Below are 18095 nucleotides of genomic sequence, written 5' to 3' on the forward strand. Positions count from 1 at the left end.
TCGCCACGCCGCCTTTGATCGCGGGGGGGATCACGCACACTGGCCCGATTGCGGGAGGCATGATGCGCAGCAAGCTGTTCGTACCCGGCGCCCGTCCGGACCTGTTCGCCAAGGCCTGGTCCAGCGGCGCCGACGCGGTGTCCTTCGACCTGGAGGATTCGGTGGCCCAGGAGCGCAAGGCGCGCGCCCGCGCCGACGTGGCCGCGTTCCTCGCCTCGCGCCCGGACGCCGGCCCGCTGGCGATCGTGCGCATCAACGCCCCCGGCAGCGCGCACTTCGCCGCCGACCTGGCTGCGATCGTGCCCGCCCGCCCCGGCCTGCTCAACGTGCCCAAGCTCGAATCGGCCGCGCAGGTGCGCGAGGTGGTCGCGCACGTCGAAAGCGCGGTCGCACGCGCACCCGGCGCCGCCATGCCGCGCCTGCTGGTCAACATCGAAACCCCGCGCGGGCTGCGCCACGCCGCCGAGATCGCCGCCGCGCACCCGTGCGTGGCCGGCCTCCAGCTCGGCCTGGGCGACCTGTTCGAACCGCAGGGCATCCGCCGCGACGACCCGGCCAACCTGCACGCGGTGATGTTCCGCCTGGCGCTGGCCGCCGCCGAGGCCGGCGTGTTCGCCTGCGATGGCGCCCATCCCGACTTCCGCGACCCGGCCGGGTTCGAGCGCGAGGCGCGGATCGCCCAGGGCCTGGGCTTCATCGGCAAGAGCTGCATCCACCCGCGGCAGGTGGAATGGGCGCACGCGGTGTTCACCCCCGACCCCGAGGCCCTGGACTGGGCGCGGCGGGTGGTGGCCGCGGCCGCCGAGGCCCGCGCGCAGTCGCTGGCCGCGTTCGCGGTGGACGGCCGCATGGTCGATCCCCCCTACCTGCGCCGCGCCGAACGCCTGCTCGCGCAGGCCGGCGCGCCGGGCGCGGCGGATACCCCGGCATCGTGAGCAGGACGCGACCGGCGTCCCGGCCGCGCCGCCGGGGGATCGTGGCCTGGCTGCTCCTGCTCAGCCTGGCCCTGGCCCTGGCCCTGGCGCCGGCCGCCCACGCCGAACAGGCCGAGGGCGTGGTGCTGACCAGCGACACCGGGCGCGCCCCGTTGCCGCCGGGCAGCGATCCGGCCTCGCTGCGCCTGGTCGCGGAGCGGGCAGTGGTCGAGGCCGGCGATGCCCTCTGGGCGCTGGACCCCGACGGCGACCGGTGGCGCCCGGCGCAGGACCCGGCGGCCGCCGGCCTGCAGGTGCTGGACACCGCCCGCCTGGGTGCGCGCGACTACCGCCTGCTGGGCCAGGGCCGGCGCCTGGAGCGGATCGAACAGGTGTCCTGGTCGGGCGACCGGCTGCAGGCGCAGGCGCTGCCGGCGCTGCCCGAGGCGCTGCAGGCGCCGCGGGCGGCCGTGCTCGGCGGGCGGCTGTACGTCGCCGGCCTGGCGGCCGACGGCCGGGCCCGGCTGTGGTCGCTGGACCCGGCTGGCACCGCGCCCTGGCGCGCGCACGACGGCTGGCCCGGCGACGCCGCGCCGGCGGCGCTCGCCGCGCAGCGCCTGGCGCTGTACCTGGCGACCGGGGACGGCGCGCTGTGGCGCTGGACCGCCGACGATGGCTGGGCCGCCCGCGCCGCGCTCCCGGCACCGGTGGTCCGTGGCCAGGTCGTGGCGGTGGGCCAGGCGCACCTGCTGTGGCTGCTGGACGCCGGCGACGGCGAACGGCCGCGCCTGTACCACGTCATCACCGACGCCTGGTCGGACTGGCCCGGCGCCACGCCGGCCGGCGCGACCGGCCTGGCGCGCGGCAACGGCGTGCTCTGGGCCGCGCCCGGTGGCGGCCTGCGCGAGGTGCGGCTGGAAACCGGCAAGCACCTGCTGGGCGTGGCCGACTGGCTGGTGATCGCGCTGTACATGGCCGCGGTGCTGGGCATGGGCTTCTGGTTCTACCTGCGCGACCAGACCGCGAGCGCCTCCGACTACTTCGTCGGCGGCCGCAGCATCCCGTTCTGGGCGGCGGGCATCAGCCTGTACGCCACCAACACCAGTTCGATCAGCTTCATCGCCATCCCGGCCAAGGCGTTCGACACCAACTGGCAGTACATGACCAACAACCTGATGGCGGTCATCGGGCTGGTGTTCGTGGCGGTGTGGATCGTGCCGCTGCTGCGGCGGCTGGACCTGATGAGCGTGTTCTCCTACCTGGAGACGCGTTTCCACCCGGCCATCCGCATGCTCTCGAGCGCGCTGTGCATCGTGATGCAGATCGGCGCGCGGATGAGCGTGATCCTGTTCCTGCCGGCGCTGGCGATCTCCACCATCACCGGCCTGGACGTGGTCTGGTCGATCCTGATGATGGGCGTGTTCACCATCATCTACGCCACCGTGGGCGGCTCGCGCGCGGTGATCTGGACCGACGTGGTCCAGGTGCTGGTGATGTTCGGCGGCGCGCTGTTCGCGGTCGGCTTCGTGTTCTGGCAGTCCGGCGCCGAGCTGCCGCAGCTGATGGCCGCGGCCGCGGCCGAGGACAAGACCCGGCTGCTGGACTTCAGCTTCGACCTGACCAAGGCCACCGTCTGGGGCTTCGTGTTCCTGGTCGTGTTCGACGTGGTGCTGACCTTCCCCAAGGACCAGGTGCTGATGCAGCGCGCGCTGTCGACCACCGACGACAAGGCCGCGGGCCGCTCGATCTGGGCCTTCGCCGCGATCATGATCCCGGGCGGGTTCGTGTTCTACGGCATCGGCACCGCGCTGTGGATGTACTACCGGGACAACCCCGAGCGGCTCAACCCGCTGCTGCCGGTGGACGCCACCTTCCCGCTGTTCATCGCTGCCGAGCTGCCGGTGGGCGTCACCGGGCTGATCATCGCCGGCATCTTCGCCGCGGCCATGTCCACGCTGTCGAGCATCATCAACTCGGTCGGCACCCTGGTTTCGGTGGATTTCTACCAGAAGCTGGCCAGGTCGCCGGACGAGAAGACCGCGGTGCGCATCGCCGAATGGTCCGGGGTGATGGTGGGCGTGGTCGGGATCGCGATCGCGCTGCTGATGAGCCGCTACGACATCCAGTCGCTGTTCGACGTCTCGATCGAGCTGGCCGGCCTGCTCGGCGGCGGGTTCGCCGGCGCCTACACCCTGGGCATGTTCACCCGCCGCGCCAACTCGCCCGGGGTGGCGATCGGGGTGGCCGGTTCGATCGTCATCACCCTGGCCTGCTGGTGGATGGACCTGGTGCATCCGTACTTCTACCTGGCGATCTCGATCGCGCTGTGCATCGTGATCGGCTACGTGGCCAGCCTGTTCTTCCCGCCGCCCTCGCGTTCGCTGGCGGGGCTGACGATCCACACCCCCGCGCGCTGACCGGCCCGCCCGGCCGGCTGCGGCCCGGCCCCCGCGATGTCATCATGGCGGGGCACGACCGGCACGTGCGCAGGTTGCCGGAACGGGTCGTACCAGTTGGACACGCAGTTTCTCTACACCTTCGTCAACGTGGTCGACCGCGGCTCGATGGCCGCGGCGGCGCGTTTCCTCAACATCACCCCGGCCGCGGTGGCGCAGCAGATCCGTACCCTGGAGCGCGAACTGGGGGTGCCGCTGGTCACCCGCGCCGGGCGCACGGTGACGGTCACCGAGGAGGGCGCGCGGATCCTCGACCGGGTGCGCGCGGTGCTGCGCGACGTCTCCGACCTGCGCAGCATCGCCAACGACTGCTCGGTGGCCGGCGAGCTGCGGCTGGGCGCCTGCCCCACGGTGCTGGTGGGCATGCTCCCGGACGTGCTGGCGCGGATGGTCGCGCGGCTGCCGCAGATCAACGTGTTCATCAAGCCCGGGCACTCGGCCGAGCTGTACGCCGACGTCGAGCGCGGCGAGCTCGACGCCGCGCTGGTGCTGCAGGCCCCGTTCGAGCTGCCCAAGGTGTGCCGCTGGGAGCTGCTGCGTGAGGAGCCGCTGGTGGTGCTGGTGCCGGAGAAGTTCGCCCACCGCGACCCGCACGAGGTGCTGGCCAGCGAGCCGCTGATCCGCTACGACCGCCACCAGTGGGGCGGGCGCCTGGCCGACGAATATCTGCGCCGGGTGGGGATCGTGCCGCGCGAGCGCTTCGAGCTCAATGCGCTCAACTCGATCGCGGTGATGGTCGACCGCGGCCTGGGGGTGTCGCTGGTGCCGGACTGGCTGCCGCCCTGGCCCGAGGGCCTGCGCCTGGCCTGGCTGCGCCTGCCCGAGGCCAGCGAGACGCGCAGGATCGGCCTGGTGTGGTCGAACAGCAGCGTACGCGCGCGCGCGGTGGCTGCGCTGCGCGAGGAGTGCCTGCAGGTGTGCGCCGCGCGCTGAGGCGGCGCGGCGTTCAGTCGCGGAAGTCGGCCGGGTCGGGCAGGTGCACCGGCACTCCGTCGGCGTCGCAGGTGCCGGCGGCGCACAGGCGTTCGCGCAGCCGCGGGGTGGCTTGCACGATCAGGTGGTAGAGCACGTTCTGCTCCAGGGTGCCGCGGAACGCGGCGCTGCCCGGGCCCCGCGCCCAGACGCCCACGTCCTCGCCGCCGTGGGTCTCGTCGTGCAGCGGCACCAGCGCCTCCTGCAGGTAGTCGGGGTGGGTGGTGTCCACGCCGCGCAGGTCCGGCCGCCCGGTGGCCGGCGCATAGCGGCCGGGCGTGTGCGGCAGGCGCTTGGGGCCGGCCGGCTGGGTGGCGCTCTCGCCCACGTAGCCGGCGCCGTTGGCGTAGCTCAGGGTGGTGTAGGGCAGGCCGAGCTTGTCGAGCATCTGGGCATCCTCGTGGCCGGCCGCCGAGAGCCGTCCGCGCACCGTGCCCAGGATCGGGTTCCCGCGCGCGGGGTAGCCGGCGAAGCTGAGCGTGTGCGAGTGGTCGGCGGTGACCACGATCAGCGTGTCCCGGGCCGAGGTCGCCTCCAGCGCCGCCTCCACCGCGCGCGACAGGGCGATGGTCTCGTCCAGCGCGCGGTAGGCGTTGCCGGCGTGGTGGGCGTGGTCGATGCGCGCGCTTTCGACCAGCAGCACGTAGCCGCCGGGCTCGCGCGCGAGCCGCTCGATCGCCAGCCGCGTCATCTCGGCCAGGTCCGGGGTGCCCTGGTCGCCGCGGTCGCGGTCGTGGTGGTAGGGCAGGTGCCCGCTCGCGAACAGGCCCAGGATCGCTTCGGCGCCGGCGGCCGCGCGCAGCTGCGCGGTGTTGCGCACCACCACCCCGCCCGGGTTGCGCGCGAGCCACTCGCGGGTCAGGTCGCGGCCGTCGCGCCGCTGTCCCGGCGTCGCGCCGGCCCCGTCGCCGGCGGGCAGGAAGCGGCCCAGGCCGCCCCCCAGGGCCACGCGCGGCCCGCGCCCGGGGGCGAAATCGAGCAATTGCTGGGCGATGTCGCGGCAGCCGGCCGCGATCGCCTCGGCCGGCATGTCGCCGTCGCCCTCCCACTCGCGGTTGGGCGAATGCGCGTACGTGGCCGCGGGCGTGGCGTGGCTCAGGCGGGAGGTGGTCACGATGCCGGTGGCCATGCCGGCGCTCGCCGCCAGCCGCAGCCACGACAGCAGCCGGCGCGACTGGCTGCCGGCGCAGTCGTCCACCCGTCCGGCGGCCACGCCGATCGCCCCCATGTGGGTCTTCACCCCGGTGGCGATCGCGGTCATGGTGCCGGCCGAGTCGGGGGTCTGGTGGTCGGTGTTGTAGGTCTTGCTGAACGCGGTGTAGGGGAAGTCCTCCCAGGCCAGCAGGTGCTCCTCGCCCTTGAGGCCGCGACGCTGCCCGTCGAGGATCCGCGCGGCGGCGACCGTGGTCGGGCCCATGCCGTCGCCGAGGAACACGATCACGTTGCGCGCGGTGCCCGCGCCCGCGCCAAGCCGGTGCGCGTGCAACGCACCGTTGCGATACCACCACGCCGCACTCTCGGGTTCGGGTGCCGGAACCGCGCCGCCGGCGACCGGCGGCGGCGCTGCCGCCGGCGCCGCCGCGGGGACCGGGCGGGCGGCGCAGGCCGCGAGCGTGGCGGCCAGGAACGCGACGCAGGCCGCGCGCAGGCGAAGGTTCATCGGGCACTCCTGGGGACGGGTCGGCCGGCGGCGGCAGCGCGCGCGCCGCCGTCCAGTGTTGCTGCATCGCCGCAAAGATTGCCTGACATCAAAGACAACAAAAACTGTCGATTGAACGTAGTGTTTCGCGCCCCGTGGCGCGCCCGCGCCCACCTAACATCCTTTTCACACGTTCCTCACGGGGCCCGCGGCCCCGCAATCCCGAACCCACCGGAGCACCTCATGGTCAAACCGCTTTCCCTCGCTGTCGCGGCGGCTCTTGCCCTCGGCACGTACCAGTCCGCACACGCGGCGGCCGCCACCGCCGAGAACGACGAGGCGACCAACGACGCGTCCACGCAGGCCGCCGAGGACGCGACGACCCTGGACCACGTGATCGTCACCGGTTCGCGCCTGCCACGCGCGGCCGACCGCATCCCCGGCGCGGTGAGCGTGATCACCAAGCAGGAGATCACCAACTCGCTCACCCTGACCGAGGACGCCACCGCGGTGCTGTCGCGGATGCTCCCGGGTTACTCCGAATCGACCCAGGCCCTGACCAACTCGGGCGAGACGCTGCGCGGCCGCATCGCGCTGCGCCTGTTCGACGGCGTACCGCAGACCTCGCCGCTGCGCGAGACCAACCGCGCCGGCAGCTTCACCGACCTGGGCATCGTCGACCGCATCGAGGTCATCAACGGCCCGTCGGCCGCCGAGGGCATCGGCGCCGCGGGCGGCATCATCAACTACATCTCCAAGCGCCCGGTGCGCGGCACCGAAGCCACGCTGACCACGCGCTGGACCACCCAGGGCTACGACGACAGCGACGGCTGGAAGGTCGGCATGACCTTCGGCCACGGCGAGGACGACTACGACGTGCTGGTGTCGGCCTCGTTCGTCGACCGCGGCATGGCCTACGACGGCAACGGGCGCGCGATCGGCATGCGCGGCTCGGGCACGATCAACGACTCCGAGGCCAACAACCTGTTCCTGAAGCTCGGCCTGAACTTCGGCGAGGACAACCTGCAGCGGCTGCAGGCCACCGTCGCCCGCTTCCACCTCGAGGGCAAGGGCAACTACACCGGCGTGGACGGCGACCGCGCCAACAACATCACCAACACCGTGGTGCGCGGCACCCCGCTCGGCGCCCGCCCGGAGTTCAACGACTTCGACCAGATCCACCTGCAGTACCGCCACGACGACCTGTTCGGCGGCAGCCTGCTGCTCGACGCCTACCGCGCCGACCAGGCCATGCGTTACCCGGCCGAGAACGGCAGCGACCGCCAGGATCCGGAGATCGCCCCGATCGGCGAGCTCTGGGACCAGTCCGAGGTCAACTCGGCCAAGCGCGGCGTGCGCGCGTCCTACGCCCGGCCCGATGCGTTCGGCATCGAGGGCCTGGAGGTGCGCGGCGGCGTCGACCGCGTCGAGGACACCACCGACCAGCGCCTGGCGCTGACCCGGCGCGTGTGGGTGCCGCCGATGGAGTACAACAGCACCGCGCCCTACGTGCAGATGTCCTACGACCGCGACAAGCTGACCCTGAGCGCGGGCGTGCGCCGCGAGCGCGGCGAGCTGTCGGTCGACGGCTACACCACCACCTACTACAACAACCGCGTGTACGTGGACGGCGGCACCCTCGACTACCGCGCCACCCTGCCGAACTTCGGCCTGGTGTGGCGGTTCACCGACCAGCTGTCGGCCTACGCCTCGTACAGCGAGGGCTTCAGCCTGCCGAACGTCGGCATCCCGCTGCGCAACATCAACACCCCGGGGCAGAGCGTCGACGGCATCCTCGACCTGCAGGCGATCATCGTCGAGAACAAGGAGATCGGCTTCAACTACCGCGGCGACCGCCTGGTCGCGGGGATGTCGCTCTACCGCAGCTTCTCCGAGTTCGGCGTGTCGCTGAGCACCGATCCGGTCACCGGCGACTTCGTGATGAACCGCGGCCCGGTCGAGATCGACGGCATCGAGCTGCTCGGCAGCTACGCTTTCAGCAACGCGCTGAAGGTCAACGCGATGTATTCGCGCATCCTCGGCCGCACCTGGTGGACCGCGGGCGGCCCGCTGACCAAGCACATGGGCGCCGGCGACATCAGCCCCGACAAGTTCGGCCTGAACGTGCAGTGGGGCTTCGCGCCCAGGGCCGAAGCGGTGCTCTCGTCCACCACCTACCGCGGGCGCACTCTCAACACCGGCGAGCACACCTCCGGGCGCATGCTGCTGGACCTGACCGTGGGCTACGACACCGGCCGCTACGGGCGCCTGGCGCTCGGCATCGAGAACCTGCTTGACAGGCAGTACATCCTGTTCGGTTCCGAGTCGAGCACCAGCAACCGCGACTGGATGGCCGGCCGCGGGCGCATGTACTCGCTGACGCACACGATCACGTTCTGATCGTCCCCGGCGCGGCGGTCCTCTCCCCGCCGCGCACCCGCCGGGCCCCGTGCCCGGCGGCCCTCTCCCCGGCGGGGCCGCACCGCATCGCTTCGCCCTCCCCTCGAGCAGCGGTGCGGCTCCTGCCTTTTGCATGCGATCGTGCTGACACTGCTTCGTCTCCTGCTGTTGCTCGTGGCGTGGCCGGCCGCCATGTCCGTCGCGGCCGCGACCCCGCCCGCGCCGGACGCCTGGGTGCAGGCGGCCGTGCTCGACGCCGGCTACCCCGGCGCGCGGCTGCTGGTGGCGACCGCCGACGAAGTGTTGGTGGACGTGGCCGCGGGGCACGCCGACGTGGCCCGCACCCGGCCGCTGCGCGCGGACGCGATCTACCGCATCCGCTCGATGACCAAGCCGATCGTCTCGGCCGCGGTGCTGCGACTGGTCGGCGAAGGCCACGGCGCGCTCGACGATCCGGTCGCCAGGCACCTGCCCGAACTGGACGGGCTGCAGGTGCTGGAGGACGGGCGGCTGCGGCCGCCGGCGCGGCCGGTCACCGTGCGCCACCTGCTCACCCACACCGCCGGGTTCGCGGTGCTTGAACCCGGGCCCCTGCGCCTGCGCGAGGCGCAGCGCCTGGAGGACAGCGCCGACCTGGCCGACCTGGTGGCGCGCGCCGCGCGCGTGCCGCTCGAGCGCGACCCCGGGACGCGCTTCGTCTACGACGGCCTGGCCACCGACGTGCTGGGCCGGCTGGTGGAGGTCTGGAGCGGACGTCCGCTCGAGGCCTACCTGCAGCAGGCCTTCTTCGAACCGCTGGGCATGCGCGACACCGGCTTCTCGGTGCCGCCGGACCAGCGCCACCGCCTGGTGGAGCCGAGCGAGGTCGATGCCCAGGGCCGGCTGGTGCCGGCCGCGCTGCCGGCCGGCCACGTGCCGGGCATGCCGCTGCGGCCGTATGCCAGTGCCGCGGGCGGGCTGTACTCCACCGCCCGCGACTACCTCGCCTTCGCGCGCATGCTGCTGGCGCGCGGCCGCCACGGCGAACGGCAGCTGGTGCCGGCCGGGCTGGTGGACGCGATGTTCCGCGACCAGCTGGCGCCGATGGGCCTGGCCCATCCCTGGATCGAGGCCGGGCGCGGCCGTGGCTTCGGGCTCGGACTCTCGGTCCTGCTCGACCCGGCGGCGATCGGCCGAGACGGCGCGCCGGGACAGGTGGGCTGGACCGGCGCCTCGTCCACCTACTTCGTCATCGACCCCGCCGCCGGCGGCATCGGCCTGCTGCTGCTGCAGCACCGGCCCCGCGACGGCGGCCACGATCTGCCGCGGGTCGCGCTGCCTTTCTACAACCACGTGCAGCAGGTGCTGGCGCGATGAGCACGAACGCGTCCCCCCGGGTGTTGGTGGCCGGGTCGGCCAACCTCGATTTCGTGGTGCGCGCGCCGCGCGTGCCGGCACCGGGCGAAACCGTGCTCGGCGGTGGCCTGCAGACCTTCCCCGGCGGCAAGGGCGCCAACCAGGCGGTGGCCTGCGCGCGCGCCGGCGGCGCGCCGACCACGATGCTGGTGGCACTGGGCGCCGATGCCCAGGGCGAACGCCTGCGCCGGTCGCTGCGCGAGGCCGGGGTCGAGCTGGTGGAGAAGCCGGTGGAGGACGCCAGCGGGGTGGCCTTCATCTGCATCGCCGATTCCGGCGAAAACGCGATCGTGGTCGCGCCCGGGGCCAACGAACGGCTGCGCCCGGACGACCTGCCGCCGCTCGATGGCGTCAGCCACCTGCTGCTGCAGCTGGAAACGTCGCTCGACAGCGTGACCGCCTGGGCCGCGCGCGCGCGCGCGGCCGGGGTGGCCGTGGTGCTCAACGCGGCGCCCGCGCAGGCGCTGCCGCCGGCGCTGCTGGAGGCGGTGGACCTGCTGGTGGTCAACGAGGGCGAGCTGGCGATGCTCGCCGGCGATGCCGGCGACCTGGAGGCGGCGCTGCGCCGGCTGCCGGTGCCGCGCGCGATCGTGACCCTCGGCGGCGAGGGCTGCGTGGCGCGCGACGGCGACGCGATCCTGCGCCAGCCCGCGTTCGCGGTCGAGGTGGTCGATACCACCGCCGCCGGCGACACGTTCTGCGGCGCCCTGGTGGCCGCGCTCGCACGCGGCGACGCGCTGGCGCAGGCGATGCGCGAGGCCAGCGCCGCTTCGGCCCTGGCCTGCACGGTCGCCGGCGCGCAGGCGAGCATTCCCGACCGCGCGTCGGTGCTCGCATTGCTCGACGGCGCGCCCGCGCCCGGCCGTGGGGGCGCGCGGTGAGCGCCCTCGCCATGGCCCCAGGCCGGCGCGACCGCGGCCCGCTGCCGCGGGCCGGCCTGGTTCCCGGCTGAGCGCCGGGCGGCGCGCGCGCGTGGCGTGCGCCGCGACACGACGAGCGCGCCGCGAGCGGCGCGATGCCTGCGGCCCGGTCCGCATTCCCCTACGATGCCCAAGTCCATGACTTCACGCTACGACATCCCCGACCACGACCCCGCGACCGCCGACTACGGTCCGGCCCCGGTGCGCACCGAGTACAAGTTCTCCCACGTCACCACCGGCCGCTACCTGCCCACTCCGGGCAAGGCGCCGCAGTGGCCGTTCGCCGACATCGGCCACTGGATGATCGACGCCAACGAGAGCTCGGCCGACTGGCTGGCCGAGCTGCGCGACTGGCGCCGCGAGCACCTGGTGCGCATCGGCTACGACGACGCCAACTACCGCCGCCCCGAGCTGCAGTGGGCGCAGCGCAACTTCGTCCACGCCCAGATGCTGGTCGAGGACCGCTATTTCTACGACGTCGAGACCGGCCAGTACACCGTCGACCGCTACCTCGACGACCTCGAGGAGCGCTTCGGCGGCCTGGACTCGGTGCTGATCTGGTACATCTACCCGAACATCGGCATCGACGACCGCAACCAGTTCGACCTCGCCCACGACCTGCCCGGCGGCCTGGAAGGCCTGAAGCAGGCCGTCGAGGCGTTCCACCGCCGCGGCGTGCGGGTGTTCCTGCCGGCCAAGCCCTGGGACCACGGCACCCGCGACCCCGGCTGCACCCACTGGGAAGGGCTGGCCGAGATCGTCAAGGCGGTCGGCGCCGACGGCATCAACGGCGACACCTTCAACGGCGTGCCGCGCGCGTTCTTCGACGCCTGCGACCGGATCGGCCACCCGGTGGTGGTGCAGCCCGAGTCCACGATCAGCGCCGAGGAACAGCTGATCTGGAACGTGCAGAGCTGGGGCAAGAAGGCGCCCGACGGCCCGGTGCCGCCGGTGTCCAAGTGGAAGTGGCTCGAGCCGCGCCACATGGTCAACTACGAGAACCGCTGGGGCCGCGACCGCACCCACGACCTGCAGTACTGCTTCCTCAACGGCATCGGCTACAACGCCTGGGAGAACATCTGGGGCATCTGGAACCAGTTCACCCCGCGCAACGCCGAGGCGCTGCGCCGCATCGCCACCATCTACCGGCAGTTCCCGTCGCTGGTGGTGAGCATGGACTGGGAGCCCTACCAGATCAGCGCCCAGCGCAACGTGTTCATCAGCCGCTTCCCCGGCGAGGGCCGGGTGCTGTGGACGATGGCCAACCGCAACGAGTACGACATCGACGGCGAGCAGTTCTCGGTCGAGCACGTGGACGGCACGCGCTACTACGACGTGTGGCACGGGCGCGAGCTGCAGCCGCGGGTGGTCGAGGGCCGCGCGCTGATCGAACTGCCGATGGAGGCGCGCGGCTTCGGCGCGGTGCTGGCGCTGGCCCCGGGCGTGGAGGAGCCGGGCCTGGATGCGTTCCTGGCCCGGATCGCGGCGATGGCCGCCACCCCGCTGAACGCGCACTCCGCGGCCTGGCGGCCGCTGCCGCAGACGATCGTCGACGTCGCCCCCACCCGGCCGTGCGCCGAGGCGCCCGAGGGCATGGTCACCATCCCGGCCGGCGAGTTCCTGTTCAAGGTCGGCGGGATCGAGATCGAGGGCTTCAACTGGGCCGGGGTGGACGTACAGTACCCGTGGGAGAACAGCCCGCGGCGCCACCACTTGCGGCGCATGACGCTGCCGGCGTTCCACATCGACAGGCACCCGGTCACCAACGCGCAGTTCCAGCGCTTCCTCCAGGACAGCGGCTACCGGCCGCGCGACGCGGCCAACTTCCTGCGCCACTGGGTGGACGGCGCGCCGCGCCCGGGCTGGGAGAACCGGCCCGTCACCTGGGTGTCGCTGGAGGACGCGCGCGCCTACGCGGCCTGGGCCGGCAAGCGCCTGCCGCGCGAATGGGAATGGCAGTACGCCGCGCAGGGCACCGACGGGCGCCTGTACCCGTGGGGCAACGAGTGGGACGAGAGCCGCGTGCCGAAGGTCAACCGCGGCCGCCGCCTGCTGCCGCCCGACGAGGTCGGCCGGCATCCGCAGGGCGCTTCGCCGTTCGGCGTCGAGGACCTGGTGGGCCACGTCTGGCAGTGGACCGACGAGTTCGTCGACGAACACACCCGCGCCGCGATCCTGCGCGGCGGCAGCAACTACCGGCCGCAGACTTCGCACTGGTACTTCCCCCAGGCCTACCGCCTGGACCAGCACGGAAAGTACCTGCTGATGGCCCCGTGCAAGGACCGCTCGGGCACGGTGGGCTTCCGCTGCGTGGTGGACGCGGAGCCGCCCCGTGGCTGAGCGGACCGGTTGCGCGCAGGCCCTGGCCCGGCCGGGCCAGGTGCGCCTGGACGGACTGCTCGGCGAGGCGCTGGAGGCCAACCGGCGCGGCCGGCTGTCCACGTTCATCACCGGGCCGGACAGCCCGGCGATCGCGATATTCGACCCCGCCCACCGCGAGCACAACGAGGAAGGCGACTGGTACGGCGAGCACGCCGGCAAGTGGCTGGCGGCCGCGGCCAAGGCCGCCGCGCGCAGCGACGACGCGGACCTGCGCGGGCGCGTGCTGGCGGTGGCCGACCACCTGCTGCAGGTGCAGGCGGCCGACGGCTACCTGGGCACCTATGCGCCGGCGCGCCGGTTCATGGTGCCGCAGCCGCCCAGGCCCGAGAGCTGGAACGGCGAGCCGGCGCTGCGCACCTGGGACATCTGGACCCATGCCTACCTGCTGCTGGGGCTGATGGAGGTGCACCGCTGCTTCGGGCAGATCCGCCACCTCGACGGCGCGCGCCGCATCGCCGACCTGTGCTGGCGGGTGTTCTGCGAACAGGGCCTGGACATCACCAGCGTCGGCAACCACCACGGCATGTCGGCCACGGTGCTGCTCGACCCCGCCGCCGCGCTGTACCTGGAGACCGGCGAACCACGCTACCTGGAACTGGCCGAACGCATCCTCGAGCAGGCCAACGCGCAGCCGCGCCTGGCCCTGCTCGACCGCGCGCTGGCCGGCGCCGACCCGTCGGAGATCGCCACCGGCAAGGCCTACCAGCTGTGCTGGAACCTGGTCGGGCTGGCGCGGCTGTACCGCGCCACCGGCCGCGAGGACCTGCGCCGGGCGCTCGACCTGCAGTGGCAGGCGATCCGCGACCACCACCTGAGCCTGGGCGGCGGTCCGTTCGGCGGCATCGGCCACCGTTCGCGCGAGGTGTTCAACCCGGCCGGCGTGTTCGATCCCGAGGCCTACATCGAGACCTGCTCGGTGCTGGCGTGGATCCAGCTCAACCGCGAGCTGCTGGCGATCACCGGCGACGTGCGCCACGCCGAGGAGATCGAGCGCAGCGCCTACAACGACCTGCTCGGCGCGCAGGCGCCGAACGGGGAGGACTGGGTCTACTACTCGTTCGCCAACGGCCGCCGCATCCACACCAACTACTGGCGCTGCTGCAAGTCCAGCGGCGCGATGGCGCTCGAGGAGCTGCCGGCGGTGGCCTGGGCGCACGACGAGCGCGGCGTGGTCGCCAACCTGCTCGGCCCCGGCCAGGCGCGGTTGCCGCTGCCCGGCGGCGGCCAGGCGCTGCTGCGCCAGCGCACCGGCTACCCGTTCGCCGGCAGCGTGCGCATCGAGGTCGAACCCGACGCGCCGGCGCGCTTCCGCCTGCGGGTGCGGGTGCCGGCCTGGGCCGACGGCGCGACCCTGGCGGTCGCCGGCGGCGCCCCGGCGCCGGTGGCGGCCGGCGCCTACGCCGACATCGAGCGCGAGTGGGCGCCGGGCGACGCGGTGGTGCTCGAGCTGCCGATGCGTCCCCGCGTGCACCGCCGGGTGCACCGCAACGTGCAGGAATCGCGCGCGCCCGACGGCTCGCCGGTGCGCCAGCAGGTGCTGCACAACGCCTGGCTCGCGCTCAGCCGCGGCCCGCTGGCCTACGCCACCGGACTGATCGACGGCTTCAAGCCGCGCGAGACCGTGCGCCTGCCCGGCGACGACGCGACGCTGCGGATCGAGGAACTGCCGCCTGCGGGCGAGGGCGCGGCCCCGGTGCTGCGCCTGCACTGCGAGGGCCGTGCGCCGCTCGACTTCGAGCCCTGGTACGCCGCCGGCGGCCGCCGCGACCGCTGCTGGCGGCTGACCTGGCTGCACCTGGCGCCGTCGCCCGACGGCCGCGCGCACGACGATTGCGGGGCGATGTGAACACGCGCCCTGCAAGCAAGTTTCCCTGTGCGTTGAAGATAGGCGCCGGCGCTGTCCCGGCGCCGGGCCGTGGGCGAGACTTGCCAGACCCCCGACCATGGACGAACCGCCGGAGGCCCCATTGAGCCCTGTGTTCCCCCAAGACCGCCGCGGCGACGCGGGCCCGCTCAGCGGCGTCCGCGTGCTCGACCTCAGTGCCTACATCGCCGGCCCCTACGGCTGCACGCTGCTGGCCGACCAGGGCGCGGACGTGATCAAGGTCGAACCCCCCGGCGGCGACAACCTGCGCAACTACCCGTCCACCCTGGAGGCCGAGAGCCGTGCCTTCCTCGGCGTGAACCGCAGCAAGCGGGGCGTGGTGCTGGACCTCAAGCGCGAGGACGAACGCGCGGTGCTCTACCGCATGCTGCGCGAGGCCGACGTGCTGGTGCACAACTTCCGCCCGGGCGTGCCCGAGCGGCTGGGCATCGGCTACGAGACCCTCTCGGCCCTGCATCCGCGGCTGGTCTACTGCGCCGTCACCGGCTACGGCGAGACCGGGCCGATGAAGGACAAGGCCGGCTACGACCAGGTGCTGCAGACCATGACCGGCATGTGCGCCATGCAGGGCAAGCGCGGCGGGCCGCCGGAGCTGATCTACGGATCGGTGGTCGACTACTACGCGGCGGCCCTGCTTGCCGCCGGCGTGGCCTCGGCGCTGTACGAGCGCGAGCGCAGCGGCCAGGGCCAGTACGTGGGCGTGTCGCTGCTGCGCGCGGCGTTGACCATGCAGTCGGCGCGCATGATCTGGGCCCGGGGCGAGGGCCACGACATCAGCCGCGACATGCGCTCGGGCGGGGTGACCGGGATCCATCCCACCCGCGAGGGCTACCTGTACCTGTCGGCCAACACGCCGCGCTTCTGGCGCGCGCTGTGCGAGAAGACCGGGCTGGCCGAGCTCGCCGACGATCCGCGCCTGGACACGGTGCGCAAGCGCGCCAGCCACGCCGACGAGATCGTGCCGCGGCTGCGCCAGGCGCTGCAGGCGCACACCGCGCTGGAGTGGGAGCAGATCTTCGGCGACGAGGTGCCGTGCGCGGCCGCGCGCCAGGTCGAGGACATGTTCGACCACCCGCAGGTCCTGGCCGAGGGCCTGATCGCCGAGCTGCCGCACCCGGTGCTCGGCAGCTACCGCGGCGTGGCCTGGCCGATCCGCTTCGGCCGCACCCCGGGCCCCGAGCCCTTCGCCGCGCCGACCCTGGGCCAGCACACCGGCGAGGTGCTGGCGGCGACCGCCGGCGACGATCCCGACCCCGCGGCCTGAGCCTGCACGCCGCGGCGCGGGCCGCCCGCGTCCCTCGTGCGCGGCGGCGCCGGCGCGGCCGGCGTTCGCCGGCGGCTGGCGCTATCATCCCGGTTCCCGTCCCGCCACCGCACAGGAGAACCGACACCGTGGCCATCCACCCGCAGCAACGCGAACGCATCGCTTCCGGCAAGGGCTTCATCGCCGCGCTCGACCAGAGTGGTGGCAGCACGCCCCGGGCGCTCAAGCTCTACGGCGTCGACGAGTCGGCGTACTCGAACGAGGAAGAGATGTTCGCGCAGGTGCACGCGATGCGCGCGCGGATCGTCGGCAGTCCCGCGTTCGACCAGCGCATCCTCGGCGCGATCCTGTTCGAGCGCACCATGGACGGCGAGTTCGCGGGCAAGAACGCGGTCGCCTACCTGTGGGAAGACAAGGGCGTGGTGCCGTTCCTCAAGATCGACAAGGGCCTGGCCGACGAGGCCGACGGCGTGCAGGTGATGAAGCCGATGCCCGGCCTGGCCGACCTGCTGGAGCGGGCCAGGGCGCGCGGCGTGTTCGGCACCAAGGAACGCTCGGTGATCAAGGCCAACAACGCCAGGGGCATCGCCGCGGTGCTGGACCAGCAGTTCGAGGTCGCCCGCCAGGTGGTCGCCGCCGGACTGGTGCCGATCATCGAGCCGGAGGTGGACATCAAGGCCGCCGACAAGGCGCAGATCGAGGTCGCGCTCAAGCAGGGCCTGCTCGAGCGCCTGGACGCGCTCGATCCGTCCGGCCCGGTGATGCTCAAGCTCACCCTTCCCGAGGTGGACGGCTTCTTCAAGGAGCTGGTGGAGCACCCGGTGGTGCTGCGCGTGGTCGCGCTCTCGGGTGGCTACAGCCGCGACGAGGCGAACGCCCGGCTCGCCCGCAACCCCGGCGTGATCGCCAGCTTCAGCCGCGCGCTGACCGAAGGCCTGACCGCGCAGCAGAGCGACGACGAGTTCAACAAGGCGCTCGACGCCTCGATCGAGTCGATCTACCAGGCCTCGATCACCTGAGTCCGCGCGCCGGCCCGCCCCGCCGCGCGCTGTCACCCTCCCGCGGCGGGCCCCGCCATCCCCCTCCCCCCGCGGAGCAGGGCCTGATTCATCCTCCCCCGCCTGCGGGGCAGGGCCGGATCCCCCTCCCCCGTCTGCGGGGGAGGGCCGGGGTGGGGGCCAGCCGCCCCCCGCCCCTCCCCCTCCCCGTCACGCCCCCACGATGCCCACGCCCCACCCCCCCACCACCGCCCTGCTGGTGATCGACCTCCAGCCCGACTTCATGCCCGGCGGCGCGCTCCCTTGCCACGAGGGCGACGCGATCGTGCCCGGCATCGCCGACCTGCTCGCCTCGCGCGCCTACCGCACCGTGGTCGCCACCCAGGACTGGCATCCGCGCGGCCACGCCTCCTTCGCCTCCAGCCACGCCGGGCGCCAGCCGTTCGAGACCATCGAACTGCACGGCCATCCGCAGGTGCTGTGGCCCGACCATTGCGTGCAGGGCACCCCGGGCGCGGCGCTCGACCCGCGCGTGGACTGGAGCCCGGTGGACCTGGTGCTGCGCAAGGGCACCCGCCCGCAGGTGGATTCCTACAGCGCCTTCCGCGAGAACGTCGGTCCGGACGGCCGCCGCCCGCCCACCGGCCTGGCCGGCTGGCTGCGCGAGCGCGGCATCGAGGAAGTGCACCTGTGCGGGCTGGCGCGCGACTACTGCGTGCTGTGGTCGGCGCAGGATGCGATCGAGGCGGGCTTGCGCGCGAGCGTCCTGTGGGAGCTCACGCGGCCGGTGACGCCGGAAGGCGATGCACCCACGCGCGCCGCACTCGGCGCGGCGGGTGCATCGGTGGAACAGGTCTCGCCCCCATGAGG

Annotated in this window: 12 protein-coding genes; 11 read left to right on the forward strand and 1 reads right to left on the reverse strand. The window is 73.3% G+C overall.

What is annotated here, in order from left to right; genetic code table 11:
* Positions 1-59: 59 nt before the first annotated feature.
* The 3 genes from FQY79_RS10560 (at position 60) to FQY79_RS10570 (ending at position 4303) form a co-directional block, all read left to right on the forward strand.
* Positions 60-935, forward strand: a complete 876-nt coding sequence (locus FQY79_RS10560) for an HpcH/HpaI aldolase/citrate lyase family protein (protein ID WP_246123090.1) — start codon at positions 60-62, stop codon at positions 933-935.
* Positions 936-976: 41 nt separating this feature from the next.
* Positions 977-3331 (forward strand): sodium:solute symporter family protein, encoded by a 2355-nt coding sequence (locus FQY79_RS10565; protein ID WP_246123091.1) that lies wholly within the window; start codon positions 977-979, stop codon positions 3329-3331.
* A gap of 96 nt (positions 3332-3427) precedes the next feature.
* Positions 3428-4303: a LysR family transcriptional regulator gene (locus FQY79_RS10570; protein ID WP_146312887.1), complete on the forward strand. Its 876-nt coding sequence runs from the start codon at positions 3428-3430 to the stop codon at positions 4301-4303.
* Between the two features lie 13 nt (positions 4304-4316).
* Here the strand turns inward: FQY79_RS10570 and FQY79_RS10575 are convergent, their stop codons facing one another.
* Positions 4317-6002 carry an alkaline phosphatase gene (locus tag FQY79_RS10575; protein ID WP_146312888.1) on the reverse strand — a complete coding sequence of 562 codons (1686 nt, stop codon included), beginning with the start codon at positions 6000-6002 and terminating at the stop codon, positions 4317-4319.
* A 222-nt stretch (positions 6003-6224) separates the two neighbouring features.
* Here FQY79_RS10575 and FQY79_RS10580 point away from each other — a divergent pair, with 222 nt between their 5' ends.
* The 8 genes from FQY79_RS10580 to pncA all read left to right on the forward strand — a co-directional run bounded on the left by FQY79_RS10580 (position 6225) and on the right by pncA (position 18093).
* Entirely contained in the window at positions 6225-8381 is a 2157-nt protein-coding gene (locus FQY79_RS10580; protein WP_146312889.1) for a TonB-dependent receptor, read from the forward strand.
* A gap of 141 nt (positions 8382-8522) precedes the next feature.
* Positions 8523-9737 (forward strand): serine hydrolase domain-containing protein, encoded by a 1215-nt coding sequence (locus tag FQY79_RS10585; protein ID WP_146312890.1) that lies wholly within the window; start codon positions 8523-8525, stop codon positions 9735-9737.
* Complete coding sequence (locus FQY79_RS10590) at positions 9734-10657, forward strand: ribokinase (protein WP_146312891.1); 924 nt, start codon at positions 9734-9736, stop codon at positions 10655-10657. The genes FQY79_RS10585 and FQY79_RS10590 overlap by 4 nt, the downstream gene beginning before the upstream one ends.
* Positions 10658-10834: 177 nt before the next feature.
* Positions 10835-13036 carry a formylglycine-generating enzyme family protein gene (locus FQY79_RS10595; protein ID WP_146312892.1) on the forward strand — a complete coding sequence of 734 codons (2202 nt, stop codon included), beginning with the start codon at positions 10835-10837 and terminating at the stop codon, positions 13034-13036.
* Positions 13029-14924: a beta-L-arabinofuranosidase domain-containing protein gene (locus tag FQY79_RS10600; protein ID WP_246123092.1), complete on the forward strand. Its 1896-nt coding sequence runs from the start codon at positions 13029-13031 to the stop codon at positions 14922-14924. The genes FQY79_RS10595 and FQY79_RS10600 overlap by 8 nt, the downstream gene beginning before the upstream one ends.
* A gap of 130 nt (positions 14925-15054) precedes the next feature.
* Positions 15055-16227 carry a CaiB/BaiF CoA transferase family protein gene (locus FQY79_RS10605; RefSeq protein ID WP_246123098.1) on the forward strand — a complete coding sequence of 391 codons (1173 nt, stop codon included), beginning with the start codon at positions 15055-15057 and terminating at the stop codon, positions 16225-16227.
* A 128-nt stretch (positions 16228-16355) separates the two neighbouring features.
* Positions 16356-17246 carry a fructose bisphosphate aldolase gene (locus FQY79_RS10610; protein WP_146312894.1) on the forward strand — a complete coding sequence of 297 codons (891 nt, stop codon included), beginning with the start codon at positions 16356-16358 and terminating at the stop codon, positions 17244-17246.
* A 202-nt stretch (positions 17247-17448) separates the two neighbouring features.
* Positions 17449-18093, forward strand: a complete 645-nt coding sequence (gene pncA / locus FQY79_RS10615; RefSeq protein WP_146312895.1) for a bifunctional nicotinamidase/pyrazinamidase — start codon at positions 17449-17451, stop codon at positions 18091-18093.
* Positions 18094-18095: the final 2 nt, after the last annotated feature.

Origin of the sequence: Luteimonas wenzhouensis, assembly GCF_007859305.1 — a bacterium.
Classification (GTDB): Bacteria; Pseudomonadota; Gammaproteobacteria; order Xanthomonadales; family Xanthomonadaceae; genus Luteimonas; species Luteimonas wenzhouensis.

What these genes read in the sequence shown, in the direction of transcription:
- FQY79_RS10575 (WP_146312888.1), bottom strand. Translation starts at nt 6,002, where the DNA reads ATGAACCTTCGCCTGCGCGCGGCCTGCGTCGCGTTCCTGGCCGCCACG.
- FQY79_RS10590 (WP_146312891.1), top strand. Translation starts at nt 9,734, where the DNA reads ATGAGCACGAACGCGTCCCCCCGGGTGTTGGTGGCCGGGTCGGCCAAC.
- FQY79_RS10560 (WP_246123090.1), top strand. Translation starts at nt 60, where the DNA reads ATGATGCGCAGCAAGCTGTTCGTACCCGGCGCCCGTCCGGACCTGTTC.
- pncA (WP_146312895.1), top strand. Translation starts at nt 17,449, where the DNA reads ATGCCCACGCCCCACCCCCCCACCACCGCCCTGCTGGTGATCGACCTC.
- FQY79_RS10595 (WP_146312892.1), top strand. Translation starts at nt 10,835, where the DNA reads ATGACTTCACGCTACGACATCCCCGACCACGACCCCGCGACCGCCGAC.
- FQY79_RS10580 (WP_146312889.1), top strand. Translation starts at nt 6,225, where the DNA reads ATGGTCAAACCGCTTTCCCTCGCTGTCGCGGCGGCTCTTGCCCTCGGC.